At 36.4% G+C, this 8,733-nt stretch carries 10 protein-coding genes and 1 pseudogene; 6 read left to right on the forward strand and 5 right to left on the reverse strand.

Annotated elements, in window-relative coordinates:
* Nucleotides 1-375 (forward strand): annotated as a pseudogene (locus BDR01S_RS25970) (hypothetical protein); the annotation flags it as partial.
* A gap of 62 nt (nucleotides 376-437) precedes the next feature.
* Here the strand turns inward: BDR01S_RS25970 and BDR01S_RS23555 are convergent.
* Complete coding sequence (locus BDR01S_RS23555) at nucleotides 438-902, reverse strand: VanZ family protein (protein ID WP_066363367.1); 465 nt, start codon at nucleotides 900-902, stop codon at nucleotides 438-440.
* A 420-nt stretch (nucleotides 903-1,322) separates the two neighbouring features.
* On the opposite strand from BDR01S_RS23555, the gene BDR01S_RS23560 reads away from it, so the two are divergent.
* The 3 genes from BDR01S_RS23560 (at nucleotide 1,323) to BDR01S_RS23565 (ending at nucleotide 2,993) form a co-directional block, all read left to right on the forward strand.
* On the forward strand, nucleotides 1,323-1,565 hold the full coding sequence (locus BDR01S_RS23560) for a hypothetical protein (RefSeq protein ID WP_066248362.1): 243 nt from the start codon (nucleotides 1,323-1,325) through the stop codon (nucleotides 1,563-1,565).
* A gap of 796 nt (nucleotides 1,566-2,361) precedes the next feature.
* Nucleotides 2,362-2,685: a competence protein ComK gene (locus BDR01S_RS25065; protein ID WP_268874711.1), complete on the forward strand. Its 324-nt coding sequence runs from the start codon at nucleotides 2,362-2,364 to the stop codon at nucleotides 2,683-2,685.
* Nucleotides 2,686-2,729: 44 nt separating this feature from the next.
* Nucleotides 2,730-2,993: a helix-turn-helix domain-containing protein gene (locus BDR01S_RS23565; protein WP_066248365.1), complete on the forward strand. Its 264-nt coding sequence runs from the start codon at nucleotides 2,730-2,732 to the stop codon at nucleotides 2,991-2,993.
* A 197-nt stretch (nucleotides 2,994-3,190) separates the two neighbouring features.
* On the opposite strand, the gene BDR01S_RS23570 is transcribed toward BDR01S_RS23565, so the two are convergent.
* The 4 genes from BDR01S_RS23570 to BDR01S_RS23580 all read right to left on the reverse strand — a co-directional run bounded on the left by BDR01S_RS23570 (nucleotide 3,191) and on the right by BDR01S_RS23580 (nucleotide 6,828).
* Nucleotides 3,191-3,772 (reverse strand): REP-associated tyrosine transposase, encoded by a 582-nt coding sequence (locus BDR01S_RS23570; RefSeq protein ID WP_066248369.1) that lies wholly within the window; start codon nucleotides 3,770-3,772, stop codon nucleotides 3,191-3,193.
* Nucleotides 3,773-5,308, reverse strand: a complete 1,536-nt coding sequence (locus BDR01S_RS23575) for a YifB family Mg chelatase-like AAA ATPase (RefSeq protein WP_066248371.1) — start codon at nucleotides 5,306-5,308, stop codon at nucleotides 3,773-3,775.
* 390 nt (nucleotides 5,309-5,698) lie between these two features.
* Entirely contained in the window at nucleotides 5,699-5,947 is a 249-nt protein-coding gene (locus tag BDR01S_RS25975; protein WP_157412931.1) for a hypothetical protein, read from the reverse strand.
* Nucleotides 5,948-6,216: 269 nt separating this feature from the next.
* Nucleotides 6,217-6,828 (reverse strand): helix-turn-helix domain-containing protein, encoded by a 612-nt coding sequence (locus BDR01S_RS23580; protein WP_066248374.1) that lies wholly within the window; start codon nucleotides 6,826-6,828, stop codon nucleotides 6,217-6,219.
* A gap of 147 nt (nucleotides 6,829-6,975) precedes the next feature.
* Here BDR01S_RS23580 and BDR01S_RS23585 point away from each other — a divergent pair, with 147 nt between their 5' ends.
* Together BDR01S_RS23585 and BDR01S_RS23590 are read left to right on the forward strand one after the other, a co-directional pair.
* A complete protein-coding gene (locus tag BDR01S_RS23585) occupies nucleotides 6,976-7,866 on the forward strand; it encodes an EcsC family protein (protein ID WP_066248378.1) in 891 nt (296 codons plus the stop codon).
* 475 nt (nucleotides 7,867-8,341) lie between these two features.
* A partial coding sequence (locus tag BDR01S_RS23590; RefSeq protein WP_157406247.1) for a helix-turn-helix domain-containing protein occupies nucleotides 8,342-8,733 on the forward strand: 392 nt, incomplete at its 3' end.

Here is an 8,733-nt window from a genome sequence, read left to right on the forward strand (position 1 = left end):
ATAAAAGAACGTAAAGAAGAACCGTGCGAATTAGACTACACCTATGTGAATGACCGAGTTCCACAGCCGTTTGTTCTGCTGGTCAAGTGCTTCTTTCCTGAAGCAAAGACGATCGAAGAATATTGGAGGATGGCGAATATCGCTGCATCAAGCTACCAATCAGAGCTTGAGCCCACTGACATCCTAGATATTGCAATCCAATCCTTTAAGCAGCTCATACGGAAACTGAAATTCAAAAGTAAAATAAGGAATCCATTTGCCTATTTTTATGGAATTTTAGATCATAAATTTTGCGTACATTTTCACGATGTACTCCATGAGAAGTATGATTCCAATGATGAGGAAATTAGATTTGGTTCGTGGGTAACTAGTTGAATTATCTTCAGAACCTATTTTTACCCGGAAAGGCTCAGCCTAATTTTCCAGTAATCAATACCTTAAGGGCACCTGTGATAGCGCCTATTTACTATTCCGTAAATTACTAGTCCCACTATAGCTCCTGAACTATCAATGAAAACATCCTTTACTTGTGCACCTCTGCCTGAAACAAATAACTGATGGAATTCATCTGAAATTGCAAAACAGAGACATATCCCAATAACAAGCAAAATACGCTTCATTCCTATGATTCTATTCTTTCTTAACGCAAATCTCAGACTGATTGCAAGTGTAAGGTAAATAAAGAAATGAGCATTTTTTCTTACCAGATGATCAGATTCTAATAAGTTCATATTAGTTCCTGGCGTAATTTTCCCAATGACTGCGATCACTTTTTCTGTTATTCCTATGCTAAGCTTGTCAGATTGCTGTGCAGGTTGTGCGGAAAAGTTGAATATTAATAACATCCATAGAACTACTATGATCCATGGCAATTGATAAATAAGTTTTTGATATTTTGACATGACTAACTCCATTCCTACTTGCTACAGTGACTTCCAAAGATAGTAATATAAGATCCATTCTACCATTTATCTCCTATCAATTAAATTGTCATACTTTGCAAATAGTTAGCTTGTTGTTTATGGAGAGCCCTTCTGTCACATAGTTACCATATAATTAATTGAACATTCTGTTACAATGCTTAAGCTTAGTCAGGAACCCATTCAGCTTGGTTTCATCCTTAAGATCAATTCATTCAACAGGTGCGAGTACATAATGTTACCAGCCTGAATCCATAGGAAACGGCAGACAACTTTCAAAAAATTTTGATTTTCGTCACATCATCATCCGGAAAAGAGTAATATATTAACATATACTAGGATTATGGAAAAAATATAAGAAAGCTCTGAATTCAATTTCCTTCAGGTGGAGTGGTTTAGTGTATGAGAGTTGTAACAAAGAGGAAAAGTGACGAACTAGAAATCATTAAAATGTACATAGACAAGAGTTTGACATATACTGTGGAAATTTTCACCGTTCCTGACGGCTACAAAAGTTTTGCCGCTAATTCCTATCTGCACCACTATGATTTACTAGGAACTGGATTTCATAGCAATAAGGATGAGAGTGTAAAACTAGCCATCCAAGATTTACAAGAAATGATGGCTGCGTTTCAGGGACCATAATCTTAAATATTAAGACCATGCTGGAACATCCAGCATGGTTTTTTACATCCCTATTGGCGGGGACTGGGGCACGACTGCGTCTTATTTCACCCTTTACCGCATTAAACTTTAGTTGAGTGGGGGTCTGACCCCACTGGACTGATAATTATTACTACTTTTCCTTCCACATATGATGCATTTACTGGTGTAATAACTGTATTTGTGTCGTCTCCGAAAGAAACATAGTAGGGATTTAAACTTCAAATAGAACATCTCCTTTAAAATGATTAAATCGGGCAGTACAGCCAGCTATCATAGTTTTACCTTTGGACTTTGCTTCCCAACTTGTCAATAGGTTTGTTTTAATCAGATATAGTATTAAAGTCTAATTAAATATTAGCACTACTATAACAATTATGAAAAATTAATTGTTCGACGTATATCGACAAGTTCGATGTCTTCAAAAATGACTCTCTTAAAAACGTTTGTTAGTGTCCCTGCTCTAATTCACTTTAGTCGGGGCGTGACAGGTACCAGAACTATGAACTATTGAATCGATTACCAAAAACGTCAACCCTTGAAATACTGATGATTATGAACCCAGAACCATCAGTAACACATTAAGGCAGAAAAAGTAAGAGCAGCATTGTGCTCTTACTTTTTTGTTCTATCAAATTTAAATGCCGATAAGACCTCATACTTCCTTGACGCTTTACTAATGTTAGATTCGGGAGCATTGTCGGTGCATTCTAAAGCTGAATAGGTTCTGGCTATTAGAATCCTTCTTTGAATTCTAATATTCTACAAATCTCGACATATATCGGGTGGTGACAGGCACCATAGCCAACCACATAATGCTGAATGTATCTGGTTCAACCCCGAACATATTGTGAGGACGATTGCGGTCGGAAGTAAGACTAAGGTCGAATTAAGTAATGGGCATTCCATTATTGTAGATTCAAGATTAGCTTTCTTTAATAATAGAATTCACAATGCGAATCAATTGTTGCAAATAGCTATAAACAGAGGGAACCACCCGGCACCGATTACTTTTTACCTCGAACCTAAAACAACACATCTGCTAACCAAAGAGAAAACAGGAAAATACAATTTTACATATTTAGAGGAAAATCACAAATAAAATAGTCAATCTGTTCAATAGATTGATAGCAAAGGAGTAACTCTTTGGATAATTATTCATCTGTTCGCTTTGGACATGTATTAAAGAAATTAAGAAATGCTCAGGAGCTTTCTCAAGAGGTATTGGCCGATCGCTGCTGTCGACATCCATCTTATATCAGTTTACTAGAAAGAAATTTGAAAAACCCCAGCCTAGATACCATCATTGCTCTTGCAATCGGTTTGGATATGAAAGCTTCTGAAATGTTAAAGGAAATCGAACAACATCCTGAGAACGGCTGGTTAATGAGGGGCAAGAATAATAGTTGATAGTAAAAAATGGGGAGACTCTACTAAAGTATTCCACTAACCACTTGCTATGATATGTCAGGCAGTGATATAGGCACCTCATTATTTTGTATCTTTGCCGAAATTGCTGCTTGGATATTTTTCAACACTTTTCAACCCAAATTCAAACCAATTTACACATCATCAACTTATTAGAGACCAGCTTTCAAGACTTTTCCTTATTCGGTACCACCTATATATATATCCCGCGGGGGCAGGGTTCTTAAACTTTTGCAGTATTTCTCCCGCCTCTGTTCGATTGTCCCTTCGTAATAGTCTAAAAGGCAGTTCATATTGATAAATCGTGGCTGGACCGAGTTGGGATATTTAAATAGATAAAAGCTGCTCCAAGGATAGTATTCAGGCTGCTTGACCATCTTTGCCTCAACGGGATTTAAATGGATGTAGCGGCTGACCTCAAGAATCCCTTCTTTATCTTCAATCACTTTGTCATAATAGCGTTTTTCATACACATGTCCGGTTAAACGATACTTGGCATTGTAATAGTTTGCGTACCTTTTGTTGATTAGAGACATCAGTTTTGAAAAAGGAATTTCTGGTGAACGAATCTGCAGGTGATAATGATTGGTCATTAAACAATAGGAAGCCAATTCAAAAGGAATTTTTTCATGAAGCTGATCGAGGATGTGCAAGAATGCTTGAAAATCAGTTGCGTTTCGGAACAATGGATCACGCCGGTTGCCCCTGCAATTAATATGGTAAAAACGGTGGGGTATCCAGATTCTTTTCTTACGTGACATTTAAGTTTCCCTCGCGATCGATTGTTGTTTATGAAGACCTTGGCGTCTTAGTGTCATAGCTTCCCAAATGGCTGTATCAGTTATTTGGTCCTCACCAGCTAAATCAGAAATCGTTCTTGCTAAACGAATGATTTTGATTTGAACCCGGTTACTCCAATTCTGCTTTGATGCCACATTCATAAGCATCTTTTGCTGGTCGCTTGTTAATGGACTTGTGGCAGTAATCACTTCAAATGGAGCTTTTGCGTTAGAGATTTCCGTTTGATAACGTTGATATTGAAGTTGTCGTGCCTTTTCAACCCGCTTGCGAATGGCATTGGATGATTCTTGGCCCTTTGATGGTTGGTCTAAGTTAATCGACTGCAATGATAAAAGGATATCTAGTCGATCATGCACAGGTCCTGATATTCGATTTCTATATGTCTGGATTTGCTTTTGTGAACAAGTGCAGTAATGGTGATTAGAACCCAGATACCCACATGGACAGGGATTCATAGCCCCAATAAGGATAAAATTTGAAGGATATGTCACGGTGGAATGGGCTCTGCTAATTGTCACCAGTCCAGTTTCAAGCGGTTGCCTTAACATATCAATTGTCTTTTTCGTGAATTCAGCTATTTCATCAAGGAACAGTACACCATGATGAGCAAGTGAAATTTCCCCTGGCCTCGGTGAAGAACCTCCACCAATAATCGCAACTGACGATGCCGAATGATGCGGGTGCCGATATGGGGCATTTTGTTGTATGGTTCGCCTCTCTCCCGCAAGCTGATAGAGACTCATTACTTCTAATTGGGCCTGATTCGTAAGCGTAGGTAATATGGAAGGAAAGGTTTCTGCCAGCAGACTTTTCCCACATCCTGGCGGACCGCTCATAAGGACATTATGTTCACCAGCAGCAGCAATTTCAAGCGCCCTTTTGGGTTGTTCATGTCCAATTACAAGTCGGAAGTCCTTTTGTGGTGAGTCAGAAAAAAGAGGAATTTGTTCATTAGATGCTATTTGAGGAAGAAATGACAGCAGTTCTTGACCTTCTAAGTGCTGTACCACGTCTTCGATATGCTGAACAACGATGCATTCCAAATCCGTCAGCATATGGATCGGTATGGTTTGATCAAAGGGAAGATAAATTTTCTTTAGACCAAGTCCTTTCGCAGAAATCAGCGCAGGAAGCATCCCTTCTGCTTTTACAACCATACCATCAAGAGACAGTGCCCCAATAAACGCGGCATCGATAGGAATCTCGCCCTTAATCATATTGAGCTCCTTCAAAGCCGCAATCGCAATTGCCAGATCAAAAAGTGGCCCATTTTTCTTATGTTCTGATGGCGAGAGATTAACCACAACCTTCTGATCCGTAACATCCACATCAAAATGACCCAGTGCCGCCACTACCCGTTCCCTCGACTCCTTTACCGAGGCATCCGGCAGTCCAACAATCACCATCGATTCCGTACCAGTCCTTATCCTTACCTCTACTTGCACACGATAGCCTTCCAATCCTTTTAAACCGATACTTGATACTTTTACCGTCATAATAAACCTCCAATAATATTACTTGATATATCAATGAAATTAAAAATGGAATAAATAAAATCAGTTTTAAAGAAAAGTATGATCAAGTGGTGGACCAATAAGAAGTTAAGTCAGGTGGATTAACAGAAGATATTCGGGGTCCAGAATACTGGTTAATAAATACTAATTTCTACAAAAAAGTCAAAATTCCTTTAAAATTATTACAAAAATAGACAAAAAGTATTCCCTCTGGCCACCACTATACAAATTTATCTTTGGGACATGGCAGGAGATATTTTCTTCTCATCAAGAATATCTTTATGTATAATGGAGTTATAATAAAAAAGAGAAGTGCTACTAACACTTCTCTTCAGCAACCTCTACCGTCAGGGTGATGGTAGTTGGAGTAAATTATTTTTGAGAACCACCCTTTTGCTTGCTACGGCGCGGGGTGGTTTTCTTGTTTTCTAGAATGTTTTTCCGAAAGAAATAAGCGCTCAATTCACGCATAACACCCTTCAGAACTTCTCGTAGAAATTCCATGATTATCACCTCTTTCCCGAAACGGAAAGAAGCAAACAACCAACCACCCCAACAATATTCAACTGCAACTCTATCTATCACTTTCCACCAGTCTAAAAACCTATCAATCTTCGACAAATTTCGGGGCGTGACAGGCACCACATTTAAAAATGCAAGATTTGAATCGGAATTAAGGATCAATAATTGTAATTTTTTAAAATCCTACCCTTTAGTCTAGGGTAGGATTATATTTTTATTTAAAATTTTTTCAAAGTCACCTGGTGTGCCTTAATTTTAGAAATATACTTAGAAATTTTATTTTAGTAACTGCATTTGGTTAAATGTGACATTAAACTATCAAGAAAATTTAGTGAGTCAGACAGTTTATCTCAAACAGGACAATCCATTTAAATTTCTTCATCTAAGGGCAATTTTAGACTTGGGTGTAATCTCTCGTAAAATAAATGAACATCCCATTTACTGAGTAAAAAAATGTCTAAAAGATTTTTTTCTATTTCTACTAGAGTTTTTTCCATACTTTCCTCTATGGTTGAAAAATCGATTATTTCCTCTTGAGTAAGCTCCTCAATTTGTTTCTCACGTTTTGTTTTTGCTGAATTTGTTGCCCATACACTACCAAAAATACCACTGACTACTGGTATTAATTTTGAAAAAGATTTTGGTCTTAAGGCAGCAAGTAGGCCAACTATTGATGAAGCAAATAAAGGGGATGTTAAAAAAGTGGAAGAGGCAATTAACGCTGACTTTACCTTTTTATTACGCCCTTTTATTTTTATTTCCTTTAATGTCTTTTTTGCTTTAAATAACTCATAATCACAGGCAGTAAATAAACTCTGGGCATCACAAATAGTTAATTTTGAATGATCATTTTCAATTGTAACAATTTTTGAACGGCTTACACCCATACGAATTGCTGCATCTTCTTGACGCCAGCCAAATAAATTTCTTATTTCTGAAAATCTAGAGGCAATATGCTCTAAGTATTTTTCGATTTCCATTTTCATCACCTTTTTTAATTATACACTATAAAATACATTTTTAAAAATAAAATATTAATATTGACCTAAAAATAGAAACGTGTTTTAATTAGAACATGAAATGGAAATTGTTTCGGATTAAAATGACAATAAGGGAGATGTTTAAAAATGAACAAATTTAGTTCCTATGAGATGGCTGCATTAAAAGAATCAACGGATTTCTTCTCGAAACAGGCAGGTAATAAAGAAGCAAAAAAAAATAAAAAAAGTTCGAAGGTAAATTCTTTTATTAATCAAAAGCTTGAAGATAGTAATTTATATAAAAAACTTTTGGAGGGAATACAATATTTATTTAACTTTTCTTCAAATTGTGGGACCTTCATTGTTCAAGAAAAACGTGTACTAAAAAAAGCAGGGACTAAAGCAATGGAGGAAATTAAGTTATTTGAGTTAATGCAATGTGAGGAAGTGTACCAAAAGCTACAATTGGGGCAGCAATTTCAGCATGTTACCTTTGGAGCAGCCACCGGCGCCTGTGGACTTCCAGGATTGGTAGTTGATGTTGCAGCATCCCCTACCATTAAGAATAAGTCTATTTTAGAAATGGGCATGGCTTACGGATTTAATAAATTTGAGGCACAACTAAATGGGATGTCAGCTCTTCTTTTGGATTCAACAGATTTAATAAAAGAAAAAGTGGAACTATTGGCTTTATTGAAAAAAGCCAAACAGCTAATCCTGAAAAAAATAGAGGAAAAAAGCGAAGAAGATCTTACTGAACTCTTTCTAAAAACTCTTTTCAAAAGTGAAACAGCGGTAAAGACCTTAGTAACTCTGTTTGAAAAACTAGGTATAAAGGTAACCGAAAAATCTATAGGAAAGTTCATTCCAATCTTAGGGGGATTTTTTGGGGGCGTTTTCTCGCTTAAGGAATTTAATTATTTCAAAACCATTTATCAACATCATTTTCGACTTATATGGTTAAAAGAACGGAATAAGATTTCTGAAGAAGATTACGAGAATATTTTATTAGGCAAAACAAGAAAGGATGCTGCATAAACTGACAAATATATCTTTTTAATTTGTAGGCCCCCGTCACAAGCAATTAATATATAAAGTTGATTCCATAATCGATAAAGAATCTTACTTTTAGTGCCACTTATATTGAAGTGGCTTTTTTTATTGCTTTAAAATCGTTCCACAAAGCTGGAGATTTGGGTTCATTACGGTGGTGTTTAGTCCAATGAAATGTATACCATCCTTGAGATTGTTTTTACAAATGACAAAAAGTGTACCAATGAATGACATACTGTTTTATAACTTCATAATTGTTTTAGGTATTATAAAACGTTAATAGATTTCCATAAAATCAGTCTTCCACAATCGGGCCATTTTCTTGTTTTTGATAATCTAGATTTGAGCCACTTTTAAACGTTTTGATCAACACAAAATGAGCCGCATGATTCCCAATTCTATTAACCTCTCTTATGATAGGAAGTGACCAAACTTACTTCATTGAGAGAGGACGAAAAGGATGATCGAAATGGCTCAATTTCATAATATCAAATTCTTAAAAGAGGTTGAAGGATTATCGCAAAGGCAAATTGCGACAAAGCTCGGAATTTCCCGTAACACCGTGAGTAAATACCTAAAAAGTAATACAGCACCAACAACAGTTTTACGAAATTACGTGTATGGAACAAAGGAATATTCTCAAGAAACAAAACGGGTGATTCCAATCATTGATCAATGGTTAGAAGATGACCTAAAAAGCTGGAAAAAGCAAAAGCATACCGCAATCAAGATTTTTAATAGATTACAAGATGAATATGATTTTAAAGGCTCTGCCTCAAACATTCGCAAAATCGTTGCCAAACGCAGGCAACAAATTCAGGAAGTATTTATACCACTTGATTTTCAAATCGT

This window comes from Neobacillus drentensis NBRC 102427 (genome assembly GCF_001591445.1).
GTDB lineage: Bacteria > Bacillota > Bacilli > Bacillales > Cytobacillaceae > Neobacillus > Neobacillus drentensis.